Raw genomic sequence first — 14,704 nt, 5'->3', positions numbered from 1 at the left:
AGGTTACGGAAACGATGCGGTTGCGGGGAAGTTATAGTACCGGGTTCCGCGCACCCACACCCGGACAGCAAAATACGTTCAACATTACCACTGAATACGATTTTGCAAAGGGTGATCTCGTTAATAAAGGCACAATTCCTTCCACCAACCCCGCTGTTGGTGTCGTGACGGGTGAGGAAGATAACTCGCTTGACCCAGAAACATCAAATAACTTCACAGGTGGATTTACCGTTGATATTTTGGGCGTAAATTTCACGGTGGACTTTTTTGATGTTCGGCTGAAAAACCGGTTATCGGTGTCACAACACTTTACATTGACTGATGCCCAGAAGACGCAGCTCATCGCCGCAGGTGTAACCAGTGCAGCGAATCTGGAAACATTCCAGTTCTTTATCAACGACTTCAGTACCACAACCAATGGTATTGACTTTGTTGTTACAGCACCAATACCCAACGGAAATGCCATTGCTGTGTATAACTTCACGAACACCACGGTTACCGATCACAATCCAGACACGCTGGACGATCATCGAATCAGGGAACTGCAAGAGAATCTACCCGAACACCGCGGCAGCCTGACTATTGCTCAATCCATAACGGATGCGTGGGGAGTGCTCGGACGCGCCAGTTATTTCAGTGGTTGGTTCGATTCTGAAGATTACTTACAGAATCCTGATGTACCAGGCACTGGAGAATACACTGGAAGGGTTATTTTCGACTTGGAAACCACTTACACCGTGGGGGGCGGATTGGCACTCACGCTCGGCGGCAGAAATATTCTTAATACCTATCCCGATGAAAATCCGAATGGTGCTGGTTCTGTCGGCAACAAATACGGACAGTTCAGTCCTTTTGGGTTTGATGGGGCGTACTGGTATGCCAAAGTCGGATACGGTTTCTAAAACTATTTCCTGAAAAGTACTGAAATATGCTTTTCTCAATGGGCGCGGTTGAAAACCGCGCCTATTCAATTTATATAAGTTGTGTATGTAAATTATGCTTTAGATGAGGATGTTTTCTTAACTAAAAAATGAAGGAGTTTCATGTATGAAAGTCGGGCTTGCTTTTAAAACGGTACCGCTGCTGATACATGTTGTTTTAGTTATTTTTATGGGTTTGGCATCTATAGCGGTAGCACAACAGACTGAAATGGAATCAAACGATACAACATCTGAACAGGAGGTCGTAACGCTTGAGGGTATAGTTGTAGTCGGAACGCGTGCGAAACCGCGTTCGGTTCTTGAATCCGCTGTCCCGATTGATGTTTTACCCAGTGATGAGTTCATCAAACAGGGAAGCACGGATTTGCCAGACCTGTTGAGAAACTTAGTGCCATCTTACAACGTTAATGCGCAGCCAATCGCCGATGCAGCTACTGTCGTCCGCCCAGCGAATCTGCGCGGGTTGGCACCAGATCATACGTTGTTACTGGTTAATGGTAAACGCCGCCACCGTGCCTCTGTAATTGCTTGGCTCGGAAATGGATTGTCCGATGGGGCGCAAGGTGCTGATCTTTCTCCCATCCCTTCCATCGCACTGAAACAGGTGGAGGTGCTACGAGATGGGGCATCGGCGCAATACGGTTCCGATGCGATCGCAGGGGTCGTGAACCTGCAGCTCAAAGACAGTTATGAAGGCGGGTCTTTTGAAATCAAACCCGGTATTTTCCAAGCCGGGGACGGTCTGATGTACGCCCTCGCTGGGAACATCGGTTTGGGGCGGGAACATCTCTGGACGAATCTCAGTTTAGAATACGGTGGCATGAACGAGACAGATCGCTCGGTACAACGCGATGATGCCGCCGCGCTTATCGGTGTCGGAAATACCGATGTTGCTGACCCAGCGCAACCTTGGGGACACCCTATTATTAGAAACGACATCAAACTTTTCGCAAACTATGGGGCAAACATTACCGATGACATTCAGTTCTACGGTCATGCGAACTATGCACAGAAGGAAGTTGAAGGCGGTTTCTACTTCCGAAATCCCAATACCCGACCCGCTGTGTTTAGTAATGATGATGGGGAAACCTTACTTATTGGAAGATTGTCAGGCACAGGTGAAGTTCCTGTAGTCAAAATAACCAACAACATCCCTGATCCGGTTGCCTTACAACAGGTTTTCTCTGACCCGAATCTTTTCACGTTCCAAGAACTTTTTCCCGGTGGGTTTACCCCTCGTTTCGGTGCTGATACCCAAGATGCTTCGCTCCTCGTTGGTCTGAAGAGCGCGGTTTTGGCGGAAGTGGGGTGGGATTTGAGTGCTGCCTATGGACGGCACGCCTCCGATTTCTTTATCAGGAATACAGTCAATGCCTCGCTTGGACCGGACACACCGACTGAATTTGACCCAGGAGATTATATCCAAGCGGATACCAACATCAACCTTGACTTAACCTATCCACTGCACGATAGGGTGTTTCTCGCCTCTGGGCTGGAATATCGAACAGAAACCTTTGAGATTGTGCAGGGTCAGATTGAGTCTTGGGAGATCGGTCCGTTGGCAAGCCAGGGATTTAGTTCAGGATCCAACGGGTTCCCCGGTTTCAGTGATATTGCCGAAGGAAGTTGGACGCGTTCTAACTTCGCGGGTTATTTGGAAAGCGAGTTGCAACCGATTGGCTTCTGGACGGTTAATGCTGCGGTCCGTGGTGAGTACTTTGACGATTTTGGGAGTACAGTCAACTACAAAATCGCAACGAACTATGGCATTGCCGACACGTTCAAAGAATTGCTTTCAATTGATCCTGTTATTGACTTAAGAGTCCGTGGTAGTTACAGCACCGGTTTCAGAGCACCGACCCCCGGGCAGCAGAATGCCTTTAACGTCACAACGGAGTTCGGTGAAAACAATACGTTAGTTAATAAAGGGACTATTCCTTCTACGCATGCTGCCGCTGGTTTGGTGGGTGGTAAGGCACTTGAGCCGGAAAAGTCAAAGAATTTCACGGTTGGAACGGTTATCAACCACGCTATTGCGAGTATCACTGTTGATTATTTCAACATCAAAGTGGAAGATCGGTTGGCTCCCTCGAAAGATTTCCAGCGAGGACAAGACATTACTGAGGCACAAATCCAGCAGCTCGTGGCTGAAGGTATTACGAGTGCCGGAAATTTGCAGGAATTCCGATTCTTTACCAATGAATTTGAAACAAGCACCCAAGGTTTTGATGTGATTCTTACAGCACCCATACTGGACGGTGCTTTGAGTCTCGCCTATAACTACACGGGAACCACAGTAACCAAGCGTAATCCTGATATCCTTGACGACACGCGTGTCCGTTTATTAGAGGAGGGGGTTCCTCGCCATCGTGGCAATGTGACCCTGACACAAGGCATCGGTGATAGTTTAGGTGTATTGGGGAGAATCAATTATTACGGTCCTTGGTACGAGAATGCTGTAGGTGCGCAAACCTATGGCGGCGCGTTTCTCGTGGACCTTGAGGTCAGTTACGCACTCCTCGAAAACTTGGGGATCACAGTTGGCGTGAATAATGTCCTCAATGTTGAACCGGATAATATTACTTCGGCGGAGGGACCTGACGTGCCCTACGATATTAAAGAATTTCCAGCCAGAATCGTTGGTAGACCTTTCGGCGAATATAGTCCGTATGGATTTGGTGGTGCGTTCTGGTATACCAAAGTTGGCTATAGTTTTTAGGAATTCTACAGTTCATATTTTGCGTTGGGAAGCGGTTTAAAACCGTTGCTCAACGCAAAAAGCAGTCTTTATCCTATTTTCTCAAAAGTGAGGTAACTAATAATGAGCAATCAAAACAGAGATGCAGAATATACAATGGGTCGCAGCGAAGAAGAAACAGAACGCTTAATTGAACAATCACAACTCTACGACGATGTAACACGGCGTTTTTTTCTTAGAAGCGGTATCGCCAAGGGTATGAAAGTCCTTGATGTTGGGAGTGGTGCCGGGGATGTGGCTCTTACGCTCGCTGAATTCGTCGGTCCCGATGGAAACGTTGTTGGTGTGGATCTCAACCCAGATATCCTTAAGACGGCGCAAGCTCGAGCGGATGCAGCAGGCTTTACGAACATTGAATTCATTGCGGGTGATACCCGAACGCTTGACCTTCCCGACGACTTTGATGCCGTTGTCGGTAGGCTTGTTCTGCTGTATATGGCAGATCCAGCAGAGGCACTTAAAAAGTTAGTTACGCATCTTCGCCGCGGCGGGATTGTCGCGTTTCAGGATACTGAGCTCGCGCTCTACCGGACGGTTATACATCCGGACACACCTTTGATAAACCAATTGGTCGAATGGGGACTCACGGTGTTTGAACGTTCAGGGGCACATCTCAACATGGGTATGGAACTTTACCGTGTATTCGTTGATGCGGGTTTGCCTGAACCGACCTTACACTTTGAGGCACCGATGGGTGGTCCTGAGGGCTGGCCCGGATTTGAGTATCTCGCCAACAGTTTCCGGAGCCTCGTTCCGCTCATGGAAGCGTACGGGATTGCCACAGCTGAAGAGGTAGATGTCGACACACTCGCGGATCGGATTCAAGCGGAAGTCACCACGTCAAAACGACCGCTCCTCTTGCCACCGCATATTACGGCGTATGCGACCCTCGCATCCTAAAAGGCTCTGTAGATGGCGAAAAATCGTTCAGAGAACCCATATACGTCAAGTCACGATGCCACCTATACGTTAGGACGCACTTCACATGAAACGACACGCCTCATTGAGCAATCCAGAATCTATGGGGAGTCAACAACTCGGCTCTGCAGACGCGCTGGTATTGCTGAAGGGATGCGCGTCCTTGAAATTGGTAGCGGTGCTGGTGATGTCGCTCTCACGCTTGCTGAACGCGTTGGACCGACAGGGCAGGTTATTGGTGTAGACGTTAATGCAGCGATTCTCGACACAGCCCGTCAGCGTGCTGCCGAGGCTGGCATGCGGAACGTTGAATTTATTGCTGGTGATGCGCGAACGCTTGACTTTCCAGATAAGTTTGATGCAGTTGTCGGACGGTTTGTCCTGATGTATATGGCGGATCCTCGGACGGCATTTGCGAAACTCATGGCGCATGTGAAACCGGGCGGTATCGTCGCGTTTCAGGAACCCGAATACACGCTCTATCCTGCGTTCATACATCCCGACACACCGCTTATAAACCAACTCATTGCGTGGATTTTAGAGGTGTTTGAGCATTCAGGGGCACACCTTGACATGGGGATCGGATTGTATCGCGCTTTTATAGACGCAGGTTTGCCGCCACCAGCGATGCACCTTGAATCTCCAATTGGTGCAGCAGAAGCATGGGCGGGTTATCGATACATGGTAACTATCTTTCAGAGCCTCCTTCCACTTCTGGAAAAATACAGGCTGGCGACGGCAGAGCAGGTCGGTTTGGATACCTTAGCGGCACGGCTCCGCCAAGAGGTGCTTGCATCAAAACGTCCTTTCTTATTACCGTTACATGTGACGGCGCACGCAGTGTTTCCAATTTAAATGCCTAAAAATCTTTGTGAATTGCTCCGACTTTTCCAAAGGACTTCTGCTCATTTTCCTATGAAAAACTGTTATCATTTTTTAGGTAATTTTGCAAAAAAAATGGTTTTTGGGTTGATATAGGTCTTAAAATGTGGTATAATTATACAAATTAACAATGGGTGAATAAAATTCCATCCAAAGTGTGATTACATCTTCAGTGTGTACATCAGGTGGAATTTACACAACTAATCTCTGCTCCCTGCTTTTGTTGAAATCGCAGTGGAGCCATTGGTCCAAAGAGAGGCATAAAAATTTGAATCCTTACGAACTCCTGCTTATCATCACCCCTGACTATGATGAGAGCGAAGCAGAGACTCTTACTAATCAAGTAAAGAGCATTATCGAAAATGGCGGAACTCTCCTGAAAGTTGATCCTTGGGGAAAAAAGCGGCTCGCCTATCCGATCCAGAAACGTAGTGAAGGTTATTATGTGCTCTACATTTTTGAGAGTGCACCGGGTTTTGTCGCTGAACTAAACCAATCTCTGCGTGTTATTGAAACGATTCTACGTTACATGGTTGTCCGATACGAGGACGATATCGATAAGTTAAAAGCAGAACTCGCCGCCGAGGCAGAGCAAGCGACACCCAATAGTGATGGCGGATCTCAAGACACGGCAACGCCTGAATAAAGTGAGCATCATCCAGATTTAAAAAAACGAGTTTTGGCTTTTCGACTGATGCCAAAAGTCTAAACGAATGTTTGAAGAGGAGAAACCATGGCAAGTTACAACAAGGTCATCCTGATGGGAAACCTTACCCGCGACCCTGAAGTGAAATTCCTGCCGAGCGGGACAGCCGTAGCCAATTTTGGGTTGGCTATGAATGAAACTTACACGGATCAGCAGACTGGTGAAAAGAAAGAATCTGCCTGTTTTGTTGACGTAGAAGCATGGGGTAGGCAAGCTGAAATTGTAGGTGAATATTTCAGTAAAGGCAGACCGATTTTGGTTGAGGGCTCCCTCAAATACGATTCATGGGAAGCCGAAGATGGCACTAAGCGGAATCGACTCAAAGTCAGACTTATGCGGTTCCAATTTGTTGGGCGGCGTGATGAAGATGAAATGAGCGGTGGTTATGCGAATGCTCAACCCGCAGCAGCTCCGACGCAATCTGCACCGTATCAAGAAGCACCCGCACCCCAAGCAAGCAGTACCACTTCCTCAACGGACGATGATATACCGTTTTAAGGAAAGTAAAAGCAATGTTTTTTGGAGCGTCAGTGTGATATGGCGACTCTTCTCTATGTCATTTCTGCTTTTCTTTTTCTCTCGGAGACAGGCAAACATATAGCGCGTCAAGTTAATTGGCGCGCAACTTAATACAGAAGGAACAAGATTATATGGCATACCGTCGGCGGCAGCGCTTTCACAAGATCGAATCTTTTGATTACAAAGATGTCGATACGCTGCAAAAATTTATTAACGAACGTGGGAAAATAGTGAGTCGCCGTGTTACTGGACTCTCGGCGAAACAACAGCGAATGGTGACGCGCGCAGTGAAGCGTGCTCGTAATATGGCATTGTTGCCGTTTACGCAATAGTTGTCAGTCATCAGTTATCAGTTGTCGGTTAAGAGGGTGCTAGTAACAATCAACCCAAGCTTGGCGTACGCCAAGGCGCGGTGAATTGTTAGAAAGTATCTCTTTAGCTAAAGACTGAAGACCGACAACCAATTAGGGTTTTAATTATGGAAGTGATTTTAAAGGAAAGTATTGAAGGACTTGGTGTCCCAGGTGATGTATTGAACGTTGCTGATGGCTATGCGCGTAACTACCTCTTGCCCATGCAATTGGCGGTCCATGCAACCGAGCGGAACCGTCGACACTTTGAGCACCAAAAGCGGGTTATTGATCACCAAGAATCGAAAAATAGAGAACAGGCACGTGAAATTGCTGCACAAATTGCCGGAGTTACATGCACGCTAAGTCGGCGTGCTGGCGAAAATGACCGACTTTTTGGTTCTGTTACCCCTATGGATATCGCGGAGGCGTTAAGTGCTGAGGGATTTGATTTAGAAAGACGCTTCTTTGAACTCGCAGAACCGATTCGTGAACTCGGTGTGTTCATGGTCCCTGTCAGGTTGCATACCGACGTTCACGCTGAACTCCGGGTGGTTGTTGAACGTGAAGCGTAATCATGCAGGCAGAAGCGGTTGAGACTCTTTCTGATAAGGAGGCTGAACAGGCGGTACTCGGTGCAATGATGACTGAGAAGTCGGTGATTCCTCGTGTAATTGCCCTCCTCGGACATACTTCTGAGGCATTCTTCACGACCGATCATCAGTTAATCTATACAGCTATTCTTGCTGTCTATGAGCGCGTTAGCAACGCCGATCCGGTTCTCGTTGCTGACGAACTCAGACGGACGAATCAGATTAATAGGACCGGTGGTACAAGCTACCTCTATGAACTGCAAGCACCTATTGTTGAGACGGAGAGTACCGAGTTTTATGCCGATATCCTTTATGAAAAGTCAACACGCCGCCAGTTGATTCAAGCAGGTTCACAGATCCGCGAGGTCGCCAAGGATGAAAGCATAGAACTCTCGGAAATCCTTAATCAAGCGCAGGAATCTGTCTTTGAAATCGGTCAAGACAAAGCACAACGCGGGTTTTACCCAATCCAGCCACTCATCTCAGATAGCATAGACGCTATAGAAAAACTCTATCATAAATCCGATCGGTTTTTAGGCGTACCAACAGGCTTCATGGATTTTGACCACATGACCTCTGGGTTACAACCCGGCAACTTTATCATTATTGCCGCCCGACCGAGTATGGGCAAAACGACTTTGGTGCTGAATATGGCACAAAACATCGCGCTTGAGCAAGAGCGGCCAGTTGCCATTTTTAGCCTTGAGATGCCTGCACAGGACATCGTTATGCGCATGTTATCTGCTGAATCTCACATTGATTTCGGGCGGCTCCGAACGGGTAATTTTAGTGAAGATTATTGGCGACCCTTGACCGAGGCAGCGGGTAGGCTCGCGGAGGCACCTGTTCTTATCAATGATAATCGGGGTCTTACTGTTCAGAGCCTGCGTGCCGAAGGACGCAGACTAAAAGGGGAGCACAACAATCTGGCGCTTATTATTGTTGACTATTTGCAACTCCTCAGAGGAGCTGGCAGATACAATTCTCGCGAACAGGAGATCTCTGAGATCTCGCGTGCCTTGAAAGTTCTTGCTTGGGAACTTGATGTGCCAATTATTGCGTGCTCGCAGTTGAGTCGCGAAGTAGAACGCCGTCCAAATAAACAACCGCAGCTTTCTGACTTAAGAGAATCCGGGGCAATTGAACAAGATGCCGACCTCGTCGCGTTTTTATATCGAGAAGATTACTACGAGGAGGAGGAAGCTGGGGATCGGGTTGAAGCAAATCTCATGATAAAAAAACAGCGCAACGGACCAACGGGGACAGTCGTGCTCTATTTTACCAAAAAACAGATGCGCTTTGAAAATCTGAGTTAAAAAATATGGATCAGCAATCCACTATACACGAATCCTCGGGTGGGGTTTATCATTCAATCAAAAGTCGGTTGCACCGTGTGCTTTCTGAGATAGGGCAAGCCTTTACACTGTTTTTTCAAACGCTCTTTCAAATTTTTCGTCCCCCTTTTCAGTTTGATCTCCTGATTAAACAGTTATTGCTGATCGGTTTCAATTCTTTAGCTGTGGTTATTGTTTCTGGGTTTTTCACCGGAATGGTCTTGGGGGTTCAAGGCTATATTCAGCTGAAGCCGTATGCTGTAGAAGGTTCGGTGGCAAGGTTTGTTTGTGTTTCGGTCGTAAAGGAACTGGGTCCGATGATTACGGCATTTGTGCTTGCCGGACGCATCGGAGCATCGATTACCGCTGAACTCTCCACAATGAAGGTTACAGAGCAAATTGATGCGCTTGAGGTGATGGGGACGAATCCCGTCAAGTATTTGGTTGTCCCTCGATTTCTTGCCTGTTCTATTATGCTGCCGACGCTTACGATCTTTTCAACATTTGCGGGTATTGCAGGCGGATTCATCGCTGTTGTAACACTATTTGATGTGAACGGCTACTTTTTCCTTTCCGAGGTTCAAAAGAACCTCTTTGTTGGCAGTGTGTTGATTAGTCTCATTAAGGCTACCTCCTTTGGAATGGCGATCGCAGCTGTCGGTTGTTACAAGGGTTTTAGTATCTCCTCTGCTGGGGGGGCAGAGGGAGTCGGTATTGCTACAACTGGCTCTGCTGTCATCTCGCTTATAGCTATTCTCGTCTTGGATTTCGTCTTAAATCATGTGCTCTTTAATATCTTAGGTATGGTGTAATCTGAGTTTATAGTTATCGGTTTACCGACAACTAACCACTATTAAATGTAAAGATCACCTTGCTAAAGCATAGGTGCTTTGACATAGCGTAGCCGCACGTTCCCTGTTTAAAGATTAAGTTCTTTACTACAGTAAAATATCGTTGTATCTGTGGTGGCACGCAAAGGTGGTTAGGATGCTCCCCAAGTCCTATGTAAACGCTGATACCGCGATCTGGATGGGGCAACACACAACCTGTAAGGGAGATTACAAACTATGTTTGTTCCTGTCAAAAGTAAGTCTGGCAAACAACTCATGCCGACACATGCTAACAAAGCGGGTGTGCTCATTGAGTGGCTCTCGAAGTTGTATCCCGTCACGCACGTCTGTGTAGAAGATATTAAAGCACGAACTCTACAGCGTGCAAAGAAGTGGAATCAGTCGTTTAGTCCTTTGGAAATCGGTAAACAGTGGTTCTATTGCGAAGTTGAAAAACAGTGGGAGTTGCTAACTTTACAAGGTTGGAAAACAAAGGGTATACGAGATAGGCTTGGACTTAAGAAGTCTCATGAGAAACTTTCAGAAACCTTTGAAGCCCATTGCGTAGGTAGTTGGTGTTTAGCGTATTATACCGTTGGCGGTTCTGATACACCCGAGAATACCGATATATTCTGCATATCCCCTATTCCTATACGCAGACGTGAACTTCACAGACAGAACCCACAAAAAGGCGGAAAACGTCCACGTTATGGTGGCACTGTGTTAGAAAAAGGTCTTGCTAAAAATACATTGATACGACACGTCCAATACGGGATCACGCGACTCTCAGGTATCAATGCCAAAGGCAGATTTTCGCTATACGCCTTAGATGGAAAACGATTAACAGTCAATGCAAAACGCACCAACTTTCAAGTTCTCACGCGCTTAAATTTCAACTACAGGAGCGGTGTTTCCTCCCCCGTCTAAAGACAGGGGATTTCCACACCGAAGAAGTTTGATGATTTCAGTTAGAAATGTCACCAAAAGCTTCGGCGGAAAAAACGTTTTGAACGGGTTGAGCCTTGAGATTCCACGCGGTGAAACGATCGTAGTTATGGGGCGAAGCGGGTCTGGAAAAAGTGTTTTGCTCAAGATTATTACTGGATTAATGGCCGCCGATTCCGGAGAGATTTGGTTTGATGGTACGGAGATCTCGCGCCTCGGCACCAAAGAAGTCAATATCATCCGTCGAAACATTGGAATGCTTTTCCAATCTGCTGCGCTGTTTGATTCGATGACTGTCGCAGAAAATATTGCTTTTATGCTTGATCAGCATACAGACCTCAGCAAGCAGGATATCCGTAAAATTGTTGATGAAAAGCTCAGTCTTGTTGATTTAAGTGGTGTTCAGGAGTTACGTCCGGCCGAATTAAGCGGTGGTATGCGAAAACGTGTTGGACTCGCACGCGCACTCGCCTTCAATCCGGAAGTTATTTTATACGATGAACCTACGACTGGACTTGATCCGGTTACATGCACTGAAATCAATCAACTCATCAACGATCTACACGAAAAGTTGAATGTTACCTCTGTTGTGGTGACACACGATATGCACAGTGCTTTTAGTGTCGCGACTCGGATGGCTATGATTCATGAAGGTAAACAGATTGCCTACGGGACTCCCGATGAAATTATCAACAACGAGAATCCTGTTTTGCAGCAGTTTATTCTATTTGGAGCACCAGACCAGATTCTCAACATGGAAAATCCGATTTTGAAAAGATATTTGGGGAGATAGCATGAATTTTTGGACAGCGTCTGTGAAAGTCGGTGTGATGGTTTTAATCGCCATCGTATTTCTCACAATCCTTCTCACAAATGCTGAGAATTGGCCCTGGGCGACTGCTGGCGATGACGTGACCTTCCAATTCCGATCTGTGAATGGGCTTTATGTGGGTGCTGGGGTCTATCTATCTGGTGTCCAAATCGGCAAAGTAACCAGCATTGAACTCCAACCGGAGGCAAATAATGTCCGCATTGAGGCGAAAGTCAAGAATGCGTTTCAATGGTTGAGAGAAGACTGTGGGGCGAACATTTCTATGAACGGGTTTGTGGGTGAAATTTATATTGCTCTCAACAATGGTCCAATTGGGAATCCACCCCTAAAACCAGCGAACCTTCCCATTGTTGGCAGGGATCCGGTCAATGCTTTGGAACTTCTTGAACAGACGAGTGCGGGTATGACACAGGCTATTGAACTCACAACCGCTGCCAATGAAGTCCTGCAGGCTAACCAAGAAGCCATTCAACTCGCTATCAAAGAGATTCGCGAGGTTGTGGCATTGACTGGGAAAACTATTGAGAAGTTAAGCATTGACTCTGGGGAAACTGTCCAGACCTTGACGCAGCTCGCCGTTGAAAATGACAGACGTTTCCAGCAGACACTCATCAAGGTAAATAACCTTATCTCTCAGTTGGAAGGCGATTCCATCATGGTAAGCAGCCAAGTGAGTGACATTACAAGTGAACTCTTCAGGCTCATTAATCATAACGCGCCGAAACTCAATACCATTTTGACGGATGTAAGGATAAGCGCGACCCAATTTCGAGAAATAGCGGCAGATTTTAGTGCGAATTTCGCTACTTTGAGTGCTGAGGTTTCTGCGCTTGTTTCGCAAGGAAGCAGTGCTATAGAAACAAGTGAAGCAGGTATCGCGCCAATTCTTAAGGACTTACAGACGACAACTGCTGCGTTCGCTAAACTTGAGAAAAACGTCAATCGTCTCTTCGCAGCCGTCAACGACAGCGATGGGACTATCGCGCAATTGCTAAACACGCGAGGTCCGCTTGAAGATGCTCGCCGCACCTTGAAAAATGTTGACGAAACGATGGCGAGTGTGACAAGGCTCTCCCAACGTACCGAAGAGCAGTTGAGACGTTTTGATCCGCCACAGATTGGCTGGGATTATGAACTCCGTTATTTGAGTCTTCAAGAGCGTCTCCATAATGAATTAGCGTTTTCACTATCTTCGGGTCCGAATGCTCACTACAGATTCGGTCTTGGGGTTCGAGACGAGAACGTTCGCTTTGAATTCCAGTATGCGTACGATGTAGCGGACTATTTTCGAGCACGAGCAGGTTTCATGCGCTCCAAGGTCGGTATGGGGCTTGATCTGTGGTTGTTATCCCAACGCATAGGTATCAGTTTTGAAGGGGTCGGATTGACAAGTGGGCAACCCGAGCTAAACACGGAATTAGCATTGCGCTTTTTTCAATATGGTCAGTTCTTGGTTGGTGTAGAGAACTTAACTAACGAACGACGCTGGACAACAGGGTTCCGCTTTTTTGCCAATGAGTGGTAGTGTTATAACAGCGCGGAACTTTTATGGTTGGAAGCCTCACCTGCAACAGAACGATTGGTAACATTAGAGATGGCACGAGAGAAGCGTAGATTTGTCTGTCAGGAGTGTGGATATACAACGCCAAGATCGCTCGGACGATGTCCTGGGTGTCAAAGTTGGCAGAGCTTTGCTGAAGAGATAGAGCAACTCGCGACATCATCAAAACACCGCGGGATCGGACAAGCCTCCCGTGAACCTGAACCCATTTCACAGGTTATGGCGAGTGAGGTAGAACGGCACTTGACAGGCATGTCTGAGTTTGATAGAGTACTCGGTGGCGGAATTGTCCCCGGATCCGTGGTCCTCATCGGTGGCGATCCGGGAATAGGTAAGTCTACCCTACTACTTCAAGCCAGTGACGCTTTGAGCCGGAACTATGGGGACATCCTGTATGTCTCTGGTGAAGAGTCTGTTAGCCAGACAAAGCTACGGGCGACGCGTCTCGGAGTTGTGTCTGATACGCTCTATGTGCTGTGTGAAAATGATTTGGAGCAGATTGAGAAACATATTCAGACGCTTAACCCCAAGGTTGTTATTGTCGATTCTATTCAAGCGGTTTATTTGTCGAGTATTCAGTCTGCGCCTGGGAGTGTCACCCAGATTCGCGAGTGTGCCGGACACCTCTTAATTTGTGCGAAGAACCGGAATGTTCCCGTATTTCTCGTCGGTCATGTTACAAAAGATGGTACTCTCGCAGGCCCTCGTATTTTAGAACACATGGTGGATACGGTTCTCTATTTTGAAGGTGAGCAGCATCATATCTATCGCGTCCTACGGGCGATTAAAAATAGATTTGGTTCCACGAATGAAATTGGAATCTTTGAAATGCAGAACAGAGGGCTTGTAGATGTGATGAACCCATCTGAACTCTTTTTAAGTAATAGAGAAGAGGAGGTTTCAGGTTCTATTGTGGTTTCAAGTATGGAAGGGACGCGCCCGCTACTTATGGAAGTTCAGGCACTTGTTGTACCTACCAATCACGGAAATCCACGCAACACTGCTACAGGTGTTGACCGGCACCGGATCGCGCTCCTTATCGCAGTCCTCAATAAGCGGGTCGGTATTGACGTTGGGGGTGCTGATGTTTTTGTTAATATTACGGGTGGGTTGCGCGTCGCTGAACCAGGGATTGATCTCGGCGTGCTAATGGCAATAGCCTCAAGTTATCGAGAGATACCCATAGATCGGCAGACTGTCATGATTGGGGAAGTTGGACTCGGTGGCGAGATTAGACCCGTAACACATGTCGAAAGGCGCATTCGTGAGGCTGCGAAGTTAGGGTTCACACGGGCGATCTTCCCTGAATACAACCGCAAAGGATTGGAAATTGAGGAACACATTGAATTGATAGGTGTTAAAGATGTATATGATAGTTTGAGTGCTTTGTTGTGATACTTATTCGTGACCAATTGGTATAACGTAAAAACTTGTATGAATCATAGATTTCTGTAAGTAAATTGACGGTTTTACAACTTTCATAGGACTTACGCAGCGTTAAATTTGAGTGAGGGTGATTTGAGTTGCTGGCAGAG

The 14,704-nt window shown here is 47.0% G+C and carries 14 protein-coding genes; all 14 read left to right on the top strand.

The window, feature by feature from the left end; all coding sequences use genetic code 11:
* Nucleotides 1-902 (top strand): TonB-dependent receptor (locus tag OXN25_16915; protein ID MDE0426534.1); only part of this gene is annotated, 902 nt, incomplete at its 5' end.
* A gap of 145 nt (nucleotides 903-1,047) precedes the next feature.
* Nucleotides 1,048-3,660, top strand: a complete 2,613-nt coding sequence (locus OXN25_16910; protein MDE0426533.1) for a TonB-dependent receptor — start codon at nucleotides 1,048-1,050, stop codon at nucleotides 3,658-3,660.
* A 102-nt stretch (nucleotides 3,661-3,762) separates the two neighbouring features.
* Entirely contained in the window at nucleotides 3,763-4,599 is an 837-nt protein-coding gene (locus OXN25_16905) for a class I SAM-dependent methyltransferase (protein MDE0426532.1), read from the top strand.
* Between the two features lie 12 nt (nucleotides 4,600-4,611).
* Nucleotides 4,612-5,472, top strand: a complete 861-nt coding sequence (locus OXN25_16900) for a methyltransferase domain-containing protein (GenBank protein ID MDE0426531.1) — start codon at nucleotides 4,612-4,614, stop codon at nucleotides 5,470-5,472.
* 295 nt (nucleotides 5,473-5,767) lie between these two features.
* Nucleotides 5,768-6,145, top strand: coding sequence for a 30S ribosomal protein S6 (rpsF, locus tag OXN25_16895; protein MDE0426530.1), 378 nt, complete (start codon nucleotides 5,768-5,770; stop codon nucleotides 6,143-6,145).
* A gap of 87 nt (nucleotides 6,146-6,232) precedes the next feature.
* The gene (gene ssb, locus OXN25_16890) at nucleotides 6,233-6,703 is read left to right on the top strand and encodes a single-stranded DNA-binding protein (protein ID MDE0426529.1); all 471 of its coding nucleotides are present in this window, start codon (nucleotides 6,233-6,235) and stop codon (nucleotides 6,701-6,703) included.
* Between the two features lie 152 nt (nucleotides 6,704-6,855).
* Nucleotides 6,856-7,056 (top strand): 30S ribosomal protein S18, encoded by a 201-nt coding sequence (gene rpsR, locus OXN25_16885; GenBank protein ID MDE0426528.1) that lies wholly within the window; start codon nucleotides 6,856-6,858, stop codon nucleotides 7,054-7,056.
* 146 nt (nucleotides 7,057-7,202) lie between these two features.
* Nucleotides 7,203-7,649 carry a 50S ribosomal protein L9 gene (gene rplI / locus OXN25_16880; GenBank protein MDE0426527.1) on the top strand — a complete coding sequence of 149 codons (447 nt, stop codon included), beginning with the start codon at nucleotides 7,203-7,205 and terminating at the stop codon, nucleotides 7,647-7,649.
* Nucleotides 7,650-7,651: 2 nt separating this feature from the next.
* Entirely contained in the window at nucleotides 7,652-8,983 is a 1,332-nt protein-coding gene (dnaB, locus tag OXN25_16875; protein MDE0426526.1) for a replicative DNA helicase, read from the top strand.
* A 5-nt stretch (nucleotides 8,984-8,988) separates the two neighbouring features.
* Nucleotides 8,989-9,813 carry an ABC transporter permease gene (locus OXN25_16870; GenBank protein MDE0426525.1) on the top strand — a complete coding sequence of 275 codons (825 nt, stop codon included), beginning with the start codon at nucleotides 8,989-8,991 and terminating at the stop codon, nucleotides 9,811-9,813.
* Between the two features lie 255 nt (nucleotides 9,814-10,068).
* Entirely contained in the window at nucleotides 10,069-10,758 is a 690-nt protein-coding gene (locus OXN25_16865) for a hypothetical protein (protein ID MDE0426524.1), read from the top strand.
* Between the two features lie 31 nt (nucleotides 10,759-10,789).
* Entirely contained in the window at nucleotides 10,790-11,569 is a 780-nt protein-coding gene (locus OXN25_16860) for an ABC transporter ATP-binding protein (protein ID MDE0426523.1), read from the top strand.
* 1 nt (nucleotide 11,570) lies between these two features.
* On the top strand, nucleotides 11,571-13,133 hold the full coding sequence (locus OXN25_16855; GenBank protein ID MDE0426522.1) for an MlaD family protein: 1,563 nt from the start codon (nucleotides 11,571-11,573) through the stop codon (nucleotides 13,131-13,133).
* 69 nt (nucleotides 13,134-13,202) lie between these two features.
* Nucleotides 13,203-14,564, top strand: coding sequence for a DNA repair protein RadA (radA, locus tag OXN25_16850; protein ID MDE0426521.1), 1,362 nt, complete (start codon nucleotides 13,203-13,205; stop codon nucleotides 14,562-14,564).
* Nucleotides 14,565-14,704 lie beyond the last annotated feature (140 nt).

The sequence above is a fragment of the Candidatus Poribacteria bacterium genome (genome assembly GCA_028820845.1).
Classification (GTDB): domain Bacteria; phylum Poribacteria; class WGA-4E; order WGA-4E; family WGA-3G; genus WGA-3G.
This window is presented reverse-complemented; position numbering and strand designations above follow the sequence as displayed.